The organism is Pseudomonas sp. MYb13, from assembly GCF_002980075.1.
Taxonomy (GTDB): Bacteria; Pseudomonadota; Gammaproteobacteria; order Pseudomonadales; family Pseudomonadaceae; genus Aquipseudomonas; species Aquipseudomonas lurida.
The window spans coordinates 15,070-30,172 of the sequence record NZ_PCQI01000004.1 but is presented as its reverse complement, the minus strand read 5'-3'; the positions used below and the strand labels follow the sequence as shown (position 1 = coordinate 30,172).

The window sequence follows — 15,103 nt, the reverse complement described above, 5'->3', positions numbered from 1 at the left end:
GGAAAACACATCGGAGCAGGAGAAAAAGATGAAATCCTGCACAAATCCCACACGGCAAAAAGCCCGCACTAGGCGGGCTTTTTGTTTGTATGGTGCACTCGACAGGATTCGAACCTGTGACCGCTCGGTTCGTAGCCGAGTACTCTATCCAGCTGAGCTACGAGTGCAGATTGTGTTTTTAGACCAGATCACAACTGGTTGTAACCGAATCACCTGCATTGCTGCAACTGACTCTTAAATGGTGCACTCGACAGGATTCGAACCTGTGACCGCTCGGTTCGTAGCCGAGTACTCTATCCAGCTGAGCTACGAGTGCATTTGTTGCCGCGCATTATAGGCCGTTCAATCTCTATGTAAAGCTATTTTTTCGAGTAATTTCAACAACTTACCGAAAAAACCAGATTGCAACGTACTAAGCAAATAATGGCGGAGAACGGGGGATTCGAACCCCCGACACCCTTTTGAGGTGTACTCCCTTAGCAGGGGAGCGCCTTCGGCCACTCGGCCAGCTCTCCGCAACACGGGGCGTATATTAACCACGTTCATCCCCGTTTGCAAACATAAAAAACGATAAAAATTAAAGGCTTGGTTCTTCGTCCTTCTCTTTCTTGATCCGCAGGTAGATTTCCTCGCGGTGCACCGCTACCTCTTTCGGAGCGTTAACCCCAATACGTACTTGATTGCCTTTGACGCCGAGCACGGTCACGGTGATTTCGCCATCACCGATAATCAGGCTTTCTGCGCAACGACGAGTCAGAATCAGCATACCTTTCTCCTCACGCATTTCAGTTCAGGAACAACAGTCTGCAAAAAAAAGGCCTTCGACCCACAGCCAAAAAGGCCATAGCCCTACCGCCTAAGTATTGTCGAGCGCGCGCAATAGAACATGCGCCCTACAAAAAAAGGAAAGGCGCGGTAAACCGCGCCTTCCAGGCACTGCATCACTCGCCCTGTCGGGCCGGAGCGTCCAACTCAAAAGCGGTATGCAAAGCGCGTACAGCCAGCTCCAGGTACTTCTCTTCGATCACCACCGAGACTTTGATTTCCGACGTGGAGATCATCTGGATGTTGATGCTTTCCTTGGCCAGGGCCTCGAACATGCGGCTGGCAACGCCGGCATGGGAACGCATGCCCACACCCACGATCGACACCTTGGCGATCTTGGTATCGCCGACCACTTCACGGGCGCCGATTTCCTTCGCCGTGTTCTGCAGGATCCGCTCCGCCGCATCGTACTCGTTGCGGTGCACAGTGAAGGTGAAATCGGTGGTGTTATCGTGCGAAACGTTCTGCACGATCATATCGACTTCGATGTTCGCGCCACTGATAGGGCCCAGGATCTTGAACGCCACGCCCGGGGTGTCTGGCACGCCACGGATAGTCAGCTTGGCTTCATCACGGTTGAAAGCGATACCGGAAATGATTGGCTGTTCCATGGATTCCTCTTCATCAATAGTAATGAGGGTGCCCGGACCCTCTTTGAAGCTGTGCAATACGCGCAGCGGAACGTTGTACTTGCCGGCGAACTCCACCGCACGGATCTGCAACACCTTGGAACCGAGGCTGGCCATTTCCAGCATCTCTTCAAAGGTGATCTTGTCCAGGCGCTGGGCCACGGACACCACACGTGGGTCAGTGGTGTAGACGCCGTCCACATCGGTATAGATCTGGCATTCATCGGCCTTGAGCGCTGCTGCCAGTGCCACGCCGGTGGTGTCCGAACCGCCACGCCCGAGGGTGGTGATGTTGCCCTGCTCGTCCACACCCTGGAAGCCTGCTACAACTACCACGCGACCGGCTTTCAGATCCGTACGGATTTTCTGATCGTCAATCTGCAGGATGCGCGCCTTGGTATGCGCGCTGTCGGTAAGGATGCGCACCTGGCTGCCAGTGTAGGACACCGCCGGCACGCCACGCTTGTTCAGCGCCATGGCCAGCAAGGCGATGGTCACCTGCTCGCCGGTGGAGACGATCACATCCAGTTCACGCGGGAGCGGCTGTTGATCACCACTGATTGCCTTGGCCAGATCGATCAGGCGATTGGTTTCGCCGCTCATGGCCGACAGCACCACCACCAGGTCGTCGCCGGCATCGCGGAATTTCTTAACCTTGTCGGCCACCTGCTCGATTCTTTCGACAGAGCCGACCGAGGTGCCTCCAAATTTCTGTACGATCAAAGCCATTTCTAAGCCGCCTCAGCCCGTAAAGGGGCGCCTAATATCCAATCCACCAGCATTGAGCAGCCCGTGACTAGACCACGGGCCGATTAACAATGCCTTAAATACCTGCCTCGACAAACGGCACGGTCAGGGCCAGGGCCGCGTCCAGGGCTGCGGCGTCTACACCACCGCCTTGCGCCATGTCCGGACGACCGCCGCCCTTCCCGCCCACTGCCGCGGCGGCTTGCTTCATCAAATCACCGGCTTTGAGTTGGCCAGTCAGGTCCTTGGTTACACCGGCAACCAGAACGACCTTATCCTCATGGACACTGCCGAGCAGGATCACTGCGCGGCCGAGCTTGTTCTTCAACTGATCGACCAGGGCCAACAACGCCTTGCCGTCCTGACCATCCAGGCGTGCAGCCAGGACTTTCACGTCCTTGACGTCCACGGCCGAAGCCGACAGATCGTCGCCTGCAGCGCTGGCCGCCTTGGCCTGCAACTGCTCCAGCTGCTTCTCCAGGGCGCGGTTGCGCTCCAGCACAGCGGACAGCTTGTCGATCAGGTTGTCGCGGCTGCCCTTGACCAGGGTGGCCGCTTCCTTGAGTTGTTCTTCAGCCGCATTCAGGTAGGCCAGGGCCGCAGCGCCGGTGACCGCCTCGATACGGCGCACACCGGACGCCACGCCGCCTTCGCTGACGATTTTCAGCAGGGCAATGTCGCCGGTACGGTTGGCGTGGATACCACCACACAGCTCCACCGAGAAGTCGCCGCCCATGCTCAGTACGCGCACGCTGTCGCCGTACTTCTCGCCGAACAGTGCCATGGCGCCTTTGGCCTTGGCGGTCTCGATATCGGTCTCTTCGGTTTCCACCGGAGTGTTCTTGCGAATCTCAGCGTTGACGATGTCTTCCAGGGCCTTGATCTGCTCAGGCTTGATCGCTTCGAAGTGACTGAAGTCGAAGCGCAGGCGCTGGCTGTCCACCAACGACCCCTTCTGCTGGACGTGCTCACCGAGCACCTGGCGCAGTGCAGCATGCAGCAAGTGCGTGGCAGAGTGGTTCAGCGAGGTGGCGTGGCGCACATCGGCGTCTACCTGGGTGTCCACCGGCGAACCGACGGTCAGGCTGCCCGATGCCAGCACACCGTGATGCAGGAATGCGCCGCCGGTCTTGGTGGTATCACGCACGTCAAAACGACCGGAGACCGCCTTGAGGAAACCGCAGTCGCCAATCTGGCCACCGGATTCGGCGTAGAACGGCGTCTGGTCCAGGACCACCACGCCGTCATCGCCTTCATTCAATACGTCAACCGACTGGCCTTCCTTATAGAGGGCAATCACTTTGGCCGCACCGCTGGTGGCCTTGTAGCCGGTGAACTCGGTGGCCACGTCAACCTTGACCAGGCTGTTGTAGTCCATGCCGAAGGCGCTGGCAGAACGTGCACGCACGCGCTGGGCTTCCATCTCGCGCTCGAAACCTTCCTCGTCGAGGGTCAGGTTGCGCTCACGGGCGATGTCGCCGGTCAGGTCCATCGGGAAACCGTAGGTATCGTAGAGCTTGAACACCACATCGCCCGGCACCACGGTGCCTTGCAGGTTGGCAAGGTCTTGCTCGAGGATCTTCAGGCCCTGCTCCAGGGTCTTGGCGAACTGCTCTTCTTCAGCCTTCAGCACGCGCTCGATGTGCGCCTGGTTCTGCTTCAGTTCCGGGAAGGCTTCGCCCATCTCGGCCACCAGGGCCGCGACGATCTGATAGAAGAAGCTACCGTTGGCGCCCAGCTTGTTACCGTGACGGCACGCACGACGGATGATACGACGCAGCACGTAGCCACGGCCTTCGTTGGACGGCAGCACGCCGTCGGCAATCAGGAAACCACAGGAACGGATGTGGTCAGCCACCACTTTGAGCGACGCCTGGTCCTCATTGGCGCAACCAATAGCCTTGGCGGCCGCCGACAGCAGGCTCTGGAACAGGTCGATCTCGTAGTTGGAATGCACGTGCTGCATCACCGCACTGATCCGCTCCAGGCCCATGCCGGTGTCCACCGACGGCGCTGGCAACGGATGCAACACGCCATCGGCGGTGCGGTTGAACTGCATGAATACGTTGTTCCAGATCTCGATGTAACGGTCGCCGTCTTCCTCTGGCGAGCCCGGTGGGCCACCCCAGATATCGGCGCCGTGGTCGTAGAAGATCTCGGTGCAAGGGCCGCACGGGCCGGTATCGCCCATGGTCCAGAAGTTGTCGGAGGCGTACGGCGCGCCTTTGTTGTCGCCGATACGCACCATGCGCTCAGCCGGGACGCCGACCTGCTTGGTCCAGATGTCGTAGGCTTCGTCATCGCTGGCGTAGACAGTGACCCAGAGTTTTTCCTTCGGCAGTTTCAGTACGCCGGTCAGGAAGGTCCAGGCGAAGTTGATCGCGTCTTGCTTGAAATAATCGCCAAAGCTGAAGTTGCCGAGCATTTCGAAAAAGGTGTGGTGACGGGCGGTGTAGCCGACGTTTTCCAGGTCGTTGTGCTTGCCACCGGCGCGCACGCACTTCTGACTGCTGACAGCACGGGTGTAGGCGCGCTTTTCCTGGCCCAGGAAGCAGTCCTTGAACTGGTTCATCCCCGCGTTAGTGAACAGCAGGGTTGGGTCATTGCCTGGGATCAAGGAGCTGGAGGCGACACGGGTGTGACCTTGCTCTTCGAAGAAGCGAAGGAAGGCTTCACGGATTTCTGCGCTTTTCATTAGGTTCTTCCACGGAGTCTGCGGCCAAAGGCCAGTGCGCAACATCATCAGACGAAGCGACGGCAAAGGGCCGCATTATATCGGCCCTTTGCCGGTGGTACAGCGTGTTTATGCGATAGAAACAGTCAATTAGACGGTCTGCACTGTCATTTCCGGGAAAAGTCGACGAATGTCTGCACGACTTGCTCGATCTGCGCGCGGTTGACGTCCAGATGCGTGACCATGCGCAGGCGCGCCGCAGCGCTCAACTTGATCCCGCGCTCAGCCGCGAAGGCTTTCAAGGCCTGGGCCTGGTCGCCGATGTGCACATAGACCATGTTGGTTTGCACCGGCTCCACTGCGTAGCCGGCCTTGCGCAGCTCATCCCCCAGCCATTGCGCGTTGGCATGGTCGTCCGCCAGGCGCTGTACCTGGTGATCCAGGGCATACAGCCCCGCCGCCGCCAGCGAACCGGCCTGGCGCATGCCACCGCCCACCATCTTGCGTAGGCGCCGCGCCTTGGCGATCAGTGCCGTGGAGCCGCACAGCACCGAGCCGATTGGCGCGCCGAGGCCTTTGGACAGGCACACCGAGACAGAATCGAAATGCTGGGCAATCTCCCGTGCATCCACACCCAGCTTGACCGCCGCGTTGTACAGCCGCGCGCCATCCAGGTGCAGGGCCAGGCCATGCTCACGGGTGAACGCGCGGGCGTTCGCCAGGTACTCCAGCGGCAACACCTTGCCTTGCATGGTGTTCTCCAGCGCCAGCAGGCGAGTGCGGGCGAAGTGGAAGTCGTCGGGCTTGATGGCTTCGCGCACGTGGTTCAGGTCCAGGGAGCCGTCCGCCTGCACTTCCAGTGGCTGGGGCTGGATCGAACCGAGCACGGCCGCCCCGCCGCCTTCGTATTTGTAGGTGTGGGCCTGTTGGCCGACGATGTATTCCTCACCGCGTTCACAGTGGGCCATCAACGCCAGCAGGTTGCTCATGGTGCCGGTGGGCACGAACAACGCGGCGGCGAAACCCAGGCGCTTGGCCAGTTCGGCCTCCAGGCGATTGACGCTGGGGTCCTCGCCATAGACGTCATCGCCGCTGACGGCATTGGCCATCGCGTCGAGCATGCCGGGGGTGGGTTGGGTCACGGTGTCGCTGCGCAGGTCGATCACAGTCATGAAACAGGCCTCTGACAGATTGGATAAGTCTTTTTGTGAATGATTACTGCGGGCAACGCCGCGGAATATCAAGCCCCATCGGTATTCAATCGAATACCAACCAAACAAACCGATATAGGGTATCGATACGGCAACCGTGCAGTTTTTGAAAAACCATGTTAAAAACTCTCCGCCGCCAGGGTTCTGGCGGCAACGTTCTCAGGGCGGGGTGCAATTCCCCACCGGCGGTAATTGCACGCAATGTGCATAGCCCGCGAGCGCTTGGCGCCTCGAACTGCTCACGCAGGACGGCGACAAGGTCAGCAGACCCGGTGTGATCCCGGGGCCGACGGTCATAGTCCGGATGAAGAGAGAACGGGATTGGCACCTAAGGGCCGCACACTGACCTCATGCTTGCATGACGCAGCGGTTCGTACCCTTAAATCCCATTCGATTCATAACGCCCTGTTTTTTTCTTAAACAGGAGTCAGAACATGCAACCCACCGCAATCGACAGCAAAAGCAAACACCACCACGGCGAGCGCGTCGCGTTTATCCAGGCCTGCTGGCACAAGGATATTGTCGACCAATCGCGCAAAGGCTTCCTCGCGGAAATGATCGCCCAGGGCTATCAGGAATCGGACATCGATTTCTTCGAAGTCGGCGGTGCCTTTGAAATGCCCCTGCACGCCAAGCTGCTGGCCAAGACCGGCCGTTACGCCGGTATCGTCGCCGCCGCGCTGGTGGTGGACGGTGGCATCTACCGCCACGAATTCGTCGCCCAATCGGTGGTCAGCGGCCTGATGCAGGTCCAGCTGGAAACCGAAGTGCCGGTGTTCTCGGTGTCCCTGACCCCGCACCACTTCCACGCTGGCAGCGAGCACCACACCTTCTTCTACGAACACTTCGTGCACAAGGGCCAGGAAGCTGCTCGTACCTGCGCCGACACCCTGCACAAAGTGCGTGCGATCCGTCGTAGCGAGCCGCGTGCGGTAGCGGTCTAAACCCAACCCCCAGGCCCAGCCTCAACGCTGGGCGTGTGTGGGAGCTGGCTTGCCTGCGATAGGATCAACTCGGCCTGCCAGGTGGACCGAGGCGATGCGATCGCAGGCAAGCCAGCCCCTGCATTTGGATCACGGTCAACCTCGGGACTCAGGCCAGGCCAGCGTCCGTGGTCGGCACGATCAATATCCCTGCTCGCAGACCATTCTTCACCTTCGGGTTGGGGAAGATGATGCGCGCGCCCTCCTCCTCGATCACCCAACGCGTCTTGGCCACGTCTTCGGCCAGCAGATAGCCCTGGGCCAAGGGTGAAAAGTTTTCCACGTCCGCCGGCAGGTGCAGCAGGAAGGCATCGCTGTGCTTGATCACCTCACGGGAGACGGCGAATAGTTGCAGGCCTTCGAGGCTCTCGGTGTGTGGCTCGTTGCCTTCGATGATCTGCTTCAGGCGCGTTTCCAGGCGGGACACGTCCACGCCCTGGTTATGCCCGAACGGCCGCGCCTTGCCCAACTCCAGGGTAAAGGCTTCGGCTTCCAGCTGTTCATAGGTAAACGCGGTGAAGGTGATCGAGGTCTTGTTCTGCAGCAGCACCGCTTGCAGGCCAGCAGCGTTCAGGCGCGCCAGTTCATGACGTGAATGCTGGCGACCTTCCTTCCACGGGTACAAGGCGAACTGCTCGATCTTCGAGCCACGAATGGCGGTGTGCAGGTCGTAATGCAGGCGCGAACGGCCCGGCAGGCTGAAGAAGCTGCGAGCCAGTTGCTCCAACTCGGCGGCGCGCATGGCCTCCGGGCCGATGTTTTTTTCATGCCGGCCGTTGAACAGCCGGTTGACGTCCAGTTCAAGGTAACGCTCGCCGCGGCGCATGGCCTCGGGGTTGCCGAACAGGAACAGAATACGGGAACGGGGCTTGATCTCCCCACGGGCGATACCCTGCAACAGGCGGTCGAGCAGTTCGATCGGCGCCGTTTCGTTGCCATGGATGCCGGACGACAGCAGCAAGTCGCTGCCGTTGTCCTTCGCTTCAGGTGGGCGCACTTCGAGCGCGCCCTCGCTGAGCCAGCGCATCTGCACGCCGTCGACAGTCAGTTGAATTTTTTGCGCCGGTTCGCGACCGGCGAGGGTCAGTTCAAGCAGTTTGCCGAGGGCGAGCATAAGCAGCTTCCTTAGTGGTTGCAGCCAGGACCGTGGACGTGATCGTCGTCATCACCTTCGACGTCGGCCGGTTCCATCTCCAGTTGCAGACTCATCAGGTTGGTGGCCAATGGGCGCATCAGGAGGTTGGCGTACTCGGCGTCGCCCTCTTCCACATCCACACCGATCAGCAGTTGACCACGGCCGTCGTGCTGGATCCAGATCTCCTTGCCCTGCCAGACCACGGCGACGCGGGTGCAGGAAGTTTCCAGCTGGGTGCCGTCGGTGTCTTCAAGAATCAGTTTCAGGGTATCGGTGGTCATAAAGTAGCTCTCAGCATAGGGCGTAAAAGAAGGTGGCGTTAATTGATCTGGAAAGGATAAACCGAGCCCAGTTTAAGGATTTGCGTCAGTTCATCCAGTGCCGTCCGGCATTCAAGCAGCAATTGCGGGTCAGCCAGGTCGCTTTCGCGCAGGCTGTCGCGGTAGTGCTTGCCGACCCATTGGGTCAGCGTGTCGTACAGCGGCGCGGTCATGATAACGCCTGGATTCACCGCCGCCAGTTCCGTTTCGTTCAAGGCTACGCGCAAGCGCAGGCAGGCCGGGCCACCGCCGTTCTGCATGCTTTGCTTGAGGTCGAAGACTTTAACTTCGCGGATCAACCCGCCGGAAGCGGTGAGACCTTGCAGGTATTGCCAGACGCGTTCGTTGGCGCGGCACTCTTCCGGTACGATCAGCAGCATCGAACCATCGGCGCGGCTCAGCAGCTGGCTATTGAACAGGTAGGAACGCACGGCGTCCTCGACGCTGACCTGGGCACGGGGTACGCACACCGACTGGAAGTTGCCGCCCAGCTTGCCCAGCTTGCCATGCAGCTCGCCCAGCATCTGTTCGGTATTGAGGAACGCATCCTCGTGATAGAACAGCACTTCGCCGTTGCCCACCGCAATCACGTCGTTGTGGAACACGCCCGCATCGATCACCGCCGGGTTCTGCTGGGCATAGACCACGCCCGCGTCCGCGAGGCCGTGCAAGCGTGCAACCGCCTGGGACGCTTCGAGGGTCTGGCGTGCGGGGTACCTCTGCGGCGCCGGGTAGCGGGCGTCGAACGCACTGCGTCCGTACACGAAAAACTCTACACCCGCCTCGCCATAGTCACGGCAGAAGCGTGTGTGGTTGGCCGCGCCTTCATCACCGAACTGCGCCACCGCCGGCAACGCGGCGTGGTGGGCGAAGTGTTTGTCATTGGCGAACATCGCCCCCAGCACGCGGCTGGTGGTGGGGTGTTCGATGCTGCGGTGGTACTTGCAGTTGAGGTTGGCGGCAGTGAAATGCACGCGACCATCAGCTGTGTCGGCACTCGGGCTGACGGTGGCGGCGTTGGCCACCCACATGCTCGACGCCGAGCAGCTCGCGACCAGCAGCGGCATGGCGTGCTTGGCCGCTTGCTGGATGACCTGGGCGTCGGTGCCACTGAAACCGAGGTTGCGCAAGGCGGCCACATCAGGACGTTCCTGGGGCGCCAACACACCTTGCACAAAGCCCATGTCCATCAGGGCTTTCATTTTCTGCAGGCCCTGCAACGCCGCTTCCTTCGGGTTGGAAGACTGCTGGCTGTTGCTCTGGGACGCGACGTTGCCGAAGGACAAACCGCCGTAGTTATGGGTCGGCCCCACTAGACCGTCAAAATTGACTTCATAGGATTTCATCGGCGAGGCTCCACGAACATCTGTTTTTATAGGCATCTGGTGCAGGTCTGTATCTGTTAACCCGATCAACTGTGGGAGCTGGCTTGCCTGCGATCCAGGCGACTCGGTCGCTCAATCAAACCGAGGTGGCGCCATCGCAGGCAAGCCCGCTCCTACACTCGCCCGCTCCCACATTTAGACCAGCGTAATACCGGGGGTCAGCGTGGCGGGAACCACCAGGCTTGGCGTTTCCAGCGAGGCCACCGGGTACGCGCAATAATCCGCCGCGTAATAGGCACTGGCGCGATGATTGCCCGACGCCCCTACCCCACCGAACGGCGCAGTACTGGCGGCGCCGGTCAGTTGTTTGTTCCAGTTGACGATACCGGCGCGGCTTTCCAGCCAGAACTGCTGGTAGCGCGCTTCGGAATCCGACAGCAAGCCCGCGGCCAGGCCGTATTGGGTGTTGTTGGCCTCGGCAATCGCCGCTGCAAAATCAGCGTAGCGGATCACCTGCAGCAGCGGGCCGAACAGTTCTTCGTCCTCGCGCTCGGTCACGCCCGTCACGTCGATGATGCCAGGGGTCAGCAAGGCAGCCTGGTCCCGAGGCTGGGTCATTTCCAAAAGCGCCACGGCGCCGTTGGCCAGCATCAGTTCCTGGGCGTCCATCAGGGCTTTGGCGGCGGCGAGGGAAATCACCGAGCCCATGAACGGTGCTGGCTGCTGGTCAAACGCGCCGACTTCAATCGTTGCGCTGACCGCCACCAGGCGCGCCAGCAACGCATCACCCCAGGCGCCTTCCGGCACCAACAGGCGACGGGCGCAGGTGCAACGCTGGCCGGCAGAGATAAATGCCGACTGAATAATGGTGTACACCGCCGCATCGATGTCCGCCACTTCGTCGACCACCAGTGGGTTGTTGCCGCCCATTTCCAGGGCCAGGATCTTGTCCGGGCGCCCAGAGAACTGCTGGTGCAGGTGGTTGCCAGTACGGCTAGAACCCGTGAAGAACAGCCCGTCGATGCCGGGGTTGGCCGCCAGGGCGATGCCGGTTTCCCGCGCCCCTTGCAGCAGGTTCAGGACACCCGCCGGCAGGCCGGCTTCGATCCAGCACTGCACGGTCAGCTCGGCAACTCGTGGGGTCAGTTCGCTCGGCTTGAACAGCACGGTGTTACCCGCCAGCAAGGCCGGGACGATGTGCCCATTGGGCAGGTGACCCGGGAAGTTGTAAGGCCCGAACACCGCCACCACACCGTGTGGCTTGTGACGCAGCACGGCGGTGGCGTCGCCCAGCGGGCCGCTCTTCTCGCCGGTACGCTCGCGGTAGCTCTGCACCGAGATCGCGATCTTGTTGGCCATGCTGGTGACTTCGGTGGCCGACTCCCATAGCGGCTTGCCGGTTTCCTCGCCGATGCAACGGGCGATGTCATCGGCACGGCGTTTGAGCGTGGCCGCGAAGGCCTCGAGCACACTGATGCGCTCTTCCAGTGGGCGCCGGGCCCAGGCCGGGAATGCCTGGCGTGCGGCCTGCACGGCGGATTCGACCTGCTCGGCAGTGGCGCCATTGCCGGCCCACAGCACCTGCTGGGTCACGGGGTTGCGCGACTCAAACAGTTCACCCTGGCCAGCCAGCCAGCTACCTGCGATATACAGCGAATTCATTATTTCGACTCCCGAGCAGCGGACAACGGTACAGCGCGCACTTGATCACCCACCACCAACTGCAGGCGCTTGGCGGTCTGTGGATCGACCACCAGCGTGCCTGCCGCCAGTCGGGCCGGTGCGGCGGTCATGCGGCAATCCTCGCGCTTGCGGTTATGGATCAGGAACGGCGTAGCGTCGTCCCCCGGTGTGCCGATCGCCAGTACCAGTGACTGGCTGTCGCGCACCGCGCGTATCTTGGTGGTTTCACACTCAACTGCCGGGCCGGCGTCGAAGATGTCGACGTAGCCCTGGTAGCTGAAACCTTCGCTCTTGAGCATGCTCAGCGCCGGCTCGGTGTCCGGGTGGACCTTGCCGATCACATTGCGCGCATCCTCGGACAGGAAGCAGCTGTACAGCGGAAACTTCGGCATCAATTCAGCAATGAACGCCTTGTTGCCCACGCCGGTGAGGTAGTCGGCCTGGCTGAACTCCATCTTGAAGAAGTGCCGGCCCAGGCTCTCCCAGAACGGCGAACGCCCTGCGTCATTGGACACACCGCGCATCTCGGCGATGATTTTGTTGCCGAACAACTGCGGGAACTCGGCGATAAACAGCAGGCGCGCCTTGGCCAGCATGCGGCCGTTGAGGCCGGTGCGGTAATCGGCATGCAGGAACAACGAGCACAGCTCGGAATTGCCAGTCAGGTCGTTGGCCAGGAACAGCGTCGGAATCTCGCGGTAGATATTCAGCTCCTGGGAGGCGCTGACGGTGAGGCCGACCCGGAAGTTGTACCAGGGCTCACGCAGCCCCACCGCACCGGCGATGGCGGAAATGCCCACCACGCGGCCTTCGTCGTTTTCCAGCACGAACAGGTAGTCGGCATCGCCGCGCCCGGCGTCGCCGCGAAAGGTTTTTTCCGCCCAGCCCACGCGGTGGGTCAGGCGCTCTTCGTTGGCCGGCAAGGTGGTAAGGCCGGTGCCGGTGCTGCGCGCCAGATCAATCAGGGCCGGTAAATCGCTGCTGCGTACGGGACGAACGATCATGCTATCTCCTCGGACGGGCCGCTGTTGTCAGCCACCCGCGAAACTCTCTTTTTAAACCGCTACCAGGCGCACGCTGGCGCCTTCGCCAACACCCAGGGCTTCGGCCGCTGCGAGGTCCAACGTCACCGGCTTGCCCGGCGCGTAGTCCAGTTCCAGCATCACCGCGCGGTAGTCCTGCAACTGTGCATTGCTCACCAGGTACTGGCGACCAACACCCTTGACCATCTCACCGATCTTCACCGGCACTACGCGGCTCTGGGCGATCGAGCGAATGCCCGATACCCGCGCGTGCAGCGTCGGGCCACCGTCGAAGATGTCGATGTAATGGTCGGTCTCGAAGCCTTCGCGCATGAGGATGTCGAAGGTGATCTGCGCACGCGGGTGCACCTGGCCCATGGCTTCCTGGGCTTCGTCCGGCAGCAGCGGCACATAGATCGGGTAGTGCGGCATCAGTTCGGCGAGGAATGTACGGCTTTTCAGCCCGCACAGGCGCTCGGCGGCGGCGTAGTTGAGGTCGAAGAAGTTGCGGCCGATGGCGTCCCAGAACGGCGAATCACCGTTCTCGTCGCTGTAGCCGACGATCTCGGTTACCACAGAGTCGGCAAAGCGCTCGGGGTGGCTGGCGACGAACAGCAGGCGGCCACGGGAATTGAGTTCCGACCACGGCGAACCGACCAGTTCCGGCACCACGTAGAAACTGGTAAGCAGGCTGTTGCCGGTGAGGTCGTGGCACTGGGAGAGCACGTGGATCTTGTTGTGGATCTTCAGCTCGCGGGAAGCGTGCACGAAGGTTTCGTTACGGAAGCTGTAGAACGGCTCCGAGTAACCCGCCGACGCGACGATGGCCGAACAGCCGGCGAGCTTGCCGGTCTCGGTGTCTTCGAGCACGAAGAAATAGCTCTCTTCACCATTGAAACTGACCTCGGCCGCGAAAGACGCTTCACTGGCGGCGATCTTGTCGCTGAGGCGTTCCACATCGTCCGGCAAGGAGGTGACACCAATCGGGCTGTCCGCAGCCAGACGCTGTACCTCGCCCAGATCAGCCATTTGCGCGGGGCGCATCACCAGCATGGTGTCACTCCTTAACTCGAAAACTCACAGGAAAAAATGCCGGACACGAGACCTGCTCACACGGCTCTCACTGTGTAAGCACATCCATGTGGGAGCCGGGCTTGCCCGCGATGACGGTGTATCAGTCAACACAGATGTTGCCTACGGCACCGCCTTCGCAGGCAAGCCAACTCTCACATTTGACCCGGTCCGGCCTTAAGAATTTGTGTTCGGTGCCGGAATCGCTCAGGCACCGAACGGTCCATCACGCTTGCGTCAACGTCTTCACAGCACGTTCAAAACGGTCCAGGCCTTCGTTGATATCCGCCTCTTCCACCACCAGGCTCGGGGCAAAACGCACCACGTCCGGGCCGGCTTGCAGGATCATCAGGTTTTCTTTCTCGGCCGCGTTGAACACGTCCTTGGCCTTGCCCTTGAACGCGTCGCTCAGCACGCAACCGAGCAGCAGGCCCATACCACGCACCTGGGTGAAGATGCCGTATTGCTTGCCGATCTGCTCCAGGCGCGCCTTGAACAGGTCGTGCTTGGCGTTGACGCCGGCCAGCACCTCTGGCGTGTTGATCACGTCGATCACGGCTTCGGCTACCGCGCAGGCCAGTGGATTGCCGCCGTAGGTGGTGCCGTGGGTGCCGACCACCAAGTGCTTGGCCAGGTCTTCACGGGTAAGCATCGCGGCAATCGGGAAGCCGCCGCCCAGGCTCTTGGCGCTGGTGAGGATGTCCGGCACCACGCCATAGTGCTGGTAGGCGAACAGGTGGCCGCTGCGACCCATGCCGGTCTGCACTTCGTCGAACACCAGCAGTGCGTTGTTGGCGTCGCACAGTTCACGGGCGCCTTGCAGGTAGGCCAGTTCGGCCGGCAGTACGCCGCCTTCGCCCTGAACCGGCTCCAGCACCACGGCGCAGGTCTTTTCCGACACGGCGGCTTTCAGTGCCTCCAGGTCGTTGTAAGGGACGTGGGTAATGCCAGTGATTTTCGGGCCGAAACCATCGGAGTACTTGGACTGGCCACCGACGTTGACGGTGAACAGGGTACGGCCGTGGAAGCTGTTCAGCGCGGCGATGATCTCGTATTTCTCAGTACCGAAACGGTCGAACGCGACGCGACGGGCCAGCTTGAACGCGGCCTCGTTGGCCTCGGCGCCGGAGTTGCAGAAGAACACGCGCTCGGCAAACGTGGCGTCGATCAGCTTGTGGGCCAGGCGCAGGGCCGGCTCATTGGTGAAGACGTTCGACACGTGCCACAGCTTGTTGGCCTGTTCGGTCAGCGCACCGACCAACGCCGGGTGGGCGTGACCCAATACGTTGACCGCGATGCCGCCGGCAAAGTCGATCAGCTCTCGACCCGCCTGGTCCCATACGCGCGAACCTGCGCCACGCACGGGAATGAAGGCAGCAGGTGCATAGTTGGGAACCATGACCTGGTCGAAATCGGCACGTTGCACCGGGGCTTGCTCAACGGACATCGGAGTCTCCTGAAGAGGAACGCCTGCCTGG

12 protein-coding genes, 3 tRNA genes and 1 riboswitch are annotated in these 15,103 nt (G+C 61.1%); of the genes, 1 reads left to right on the top strand and 14 read right to left on the bottom strand.

Annotation, left to right across the window (positions count from 1 at the left end; all coding sequences use genetic code 11):
• Window positions 1–90: 90 nt before the first annotated feature.
• From CQ002_RS09485 to ltaE, 7 genes are all read right to left on the bottom strand, one after another.
• Window positions 91–167, bottom strand: a tRNA-Arg gene (locus tag CQ002_RS09485).
• Between the two features lie 72 nt (window positions 168–239).
• Window positions 240–316: transfer RNA gene (locus tag CQ002_RS09480), tRNA-Arg, on the bottom strand.
• 108 nt (window positions 317–424) lie between these two features.
• Window positions 425–515: transfer RNA gene (locus CQ002_RS09475), tRNA-Ser, on the bottom strand.
• Between the two features lie 62 nt (window positions 516–577).
• Entirely contained in the window at window positions 578–766 is a 189-nt protein-coding gene (gene csrA / locus CQ002_RS09470; RefSeq protein ID WP_003175645.1) for a carbon storage regulator CsrA, read from the bottom strand.
• Between the two features lie 175 nt (window positions 767–941).
• Window positions 942–2,183 carry an aspartate kinase gene (locus CQ002_RS09465; protein ID WP_010208327.1) on the bottom strand — a complete coding sequence of 414 codons (1,242 nt, stop codon included), beginning with the start codon at window positions 2,181–2,183 and terminating at the stop codon, window positions 942–944.
• Window positions 2,184–2,277: 94 nt separating this feature from the next.
• Window positions 2,278–4,896 carry an alanine--tRNA ligase gene (alaS, locus tag CQ002_RS09460; protein WP_105162754.1) on the bottom strand — a complete coding sequence of 873 codons (2,619 nt, stop codon included), beginning with the start codon at window positions 4,894–4,896 and terminating at the stop codon, window positions 2,278–2,280.
• Window positions 4,897–5,042: 146 nt separating this feature from the next.
• Window positions 5,043–6,047 carry a low-specificity L-threonine aldolase gene (gene ltaE, locus CQ002_RS09455; protein ID WP_105162755.1) on the bottom strand — a complete coding sequence of 335 codons (1,005 nt, stop codon included), beginning with the start codon at window positions 6,045–6,047 and terminating at the stop codon, window positions 5,043–5,045.
• A 190-nt stretch (window positions 6,048–6,237) separates the two neighbouring features.
• Window positions 6,238–6,407, top strand: a riboswitch (FMN riboswitch).
• A 113-nt stretch (window positions 6,408–6,520) separates the two neighbouring features.
• On the opposite strand from ltaE, the gene CQ002_RS09450 reads away from it, so the two are divergent.
• Window positions 6,521–7,030, top strand: a complete 510-nt coding sequence (locus CQ002_RS09450) for a 6,7-dimethyl-8-ribityllumazine synthase (protein WP_034108415.1) — start codon at window positions 6,521–6,523, stop codon at window positions 7,028–7,030.
• 148 nt (window positions 7,031–7,178) lie between these two features.
• Here the strand turns inward: CQ002_RS09450 and astE are convergent, their stop codons facing one another.
• The 7 genes from astE to CQ002_RS09410 form a co-directional block, all read right to left on the bottom strand.
• On the bottom strand, window positions 7,179–8,183 hold the full coding sequence (astE, locus tag CQ002_RS09440; RefSeq protein WP_034108417.1) for a succinylglutamate desuccinylase: 1,005 nt from the start codon (window positions 8,181–8,183) through the stop codon (window positions 7,179–7,181).
• An 11-nt stretch (window positions 8,184–8,194) separates the two neighbouring features.
• On the bottom strand, window positions 8,195–8,485 hold the full coding sequence (locus tag CQ002_RS09435; protein WP_003214319.1) for a hypothetical protein: 291 nt from the start codon (window positions 8,483–8,485) through the stop codon (window positions 8,195–8,197).
• Between the two features lie 38 nt (window positions 8,486–8,523).
• The gene (gene astB, locus CQ002_RS09430; RefSeq protein WP_034108420.1) at window positions 8,524–9,870 is read right to left on the bottom strand and encodes an N-succinylarginine dihydrolase; all 1,347 of its coding nucleotides are present in this window, start codon (window positions 9,868–9,870) and stop codon (window positions 8,524–8,526) included.
• 174 nt (window positions 9,871–10,044) lie between these two features.
• The gene (gene astD, locus CQ002_RS09425) at window positions 10,045–11,514 is read right to left on the bottom strand and encodes a succinylglutamate-semialdehyde dehydrogenase (RefSeq protein WP_177431166.1); all 1,470 of its coding nucleotides are present in this window, start codon (window positions 11,512–11,514) and stop codon (window positions 10,045–10,047) included.
• Window positions 11,511–12,536, bottom strand: coding sequence for an arginine N-succinyltransferase (astA, locus tag CQ002_RS09420; RefSeq protein ID WP_034108422.1), 1,026 nt, complete (start codon window positions 12,534–12,536; stop codon window positions 11,511–11,513). The genes astD and astA overlap by 4 nt, the downstream gene beginning before the upstream one ends.
• Window positions 12,537–12,587: 51 nt before the next feature.
• Window positions 12,588–13,607: an arginine/ornithine succinyltransferase subunit alpha gene (aruF, locus tag CQ002_RS09415; protein WP_003175655.1), complete on the bottom strand. Its 1,020-nt coding sequence runs from the start codon at window positions 13,605–13,607 to the stop codon at window positions 12,588–12,590.
• A 244-nt stretch (window positions 13,608–13,851) separates the two neighbouring features.
• The gene (locus CQ002_RS09410) at window positions 13,852–15,072 is read right to left on the bottom strand and encodes an aspartate aminotransferase family protein (protein ID WP_034108424.1); all 1,221 of its coding nucleotides are present in this window, start codon (window positions 15,070–15,072) and stop codon (window positions 13,852–13,854) included.
• Window positions 15,073–15,103: the final 31 nt, after the last annotated feature.